The following is a 578-nucleotide window of genomic DNA, read 5'->3' as shown; positions in this document are numbered from 1 at the left end:
GGCGGCGGAGACCCGGACCCCGCCGAAAGAAACCATCCCGTCGTCGGAGATTCCGTTCCCGGTTTCCACGGCGGAACCGTAGAATCCGACGGATGGGTCGACTGCGGACATTGTTTGCCTCCTGCGAGTATCCTGTCGATGTGCCGCCCGAACGCCGGGCGCTTCAGATGGTCTGCCGTATGTGCATGGACGTATCCCGGGAGTCGGCAATGGTGTCGACCACGATCGCCCCCGCGTCCTGAAGCTGTTCGATCATCTTGCGGATGCGCCGCAGCCAGTCGTAGGTCATTTCCTGGAACTTCGCCAGTTCCGCCTGTTCGTCCTGAACGTCGGCTCGAGCCATCGTTGCCTCATAGTTGGAGACGGTTCCGGGAACCTGTGCCGATGAACCGCCGACCTGGGCCACTCCCTGGGAAACTTGTGCGGCCGCCCGCACCCGGTTTGCCACACGCACCATCTTGGCGCCGGCTTCAGCCGTCTGCGCGGCGTTGCTGGCCGTCTGGGTTCCGGTCGAGGCCGTCTGAGTGGCTGTCGCGCCGGTCTGGGTTGCGGTGGCGCCGGTCTGGGTTGCGGTGGCG

1 protein-coding gene is annotated in these 578 nt (G+C 65.2%); it reads right to left on the bottom strand.

What is annotated here, in order from left to right; translation table 11 throughout:
• Positions 1–163: 163 nt before the first annotated feature.
• On the bottom strand, positions 164–578 hold a 415-nt coding region (gene sctE, locus OXG98_18505; protein ID MCY3774003.1), incomplete at its 5' end, for a type III secretion system translocon subunit SctE.

The organism is Gemmatimonadota bacterium (assembly GCA_026706345.1).
Lineage (GTDB): Bacteria > JAAXHH01 > JAAXHH01 > JAAXHH01 > JAAXHH01 > JAAXHH01.
Note: the sequence above shows the minus strand (reverse complement) of the source record. Positions and strands in the feature narration are given on the sequence as shown.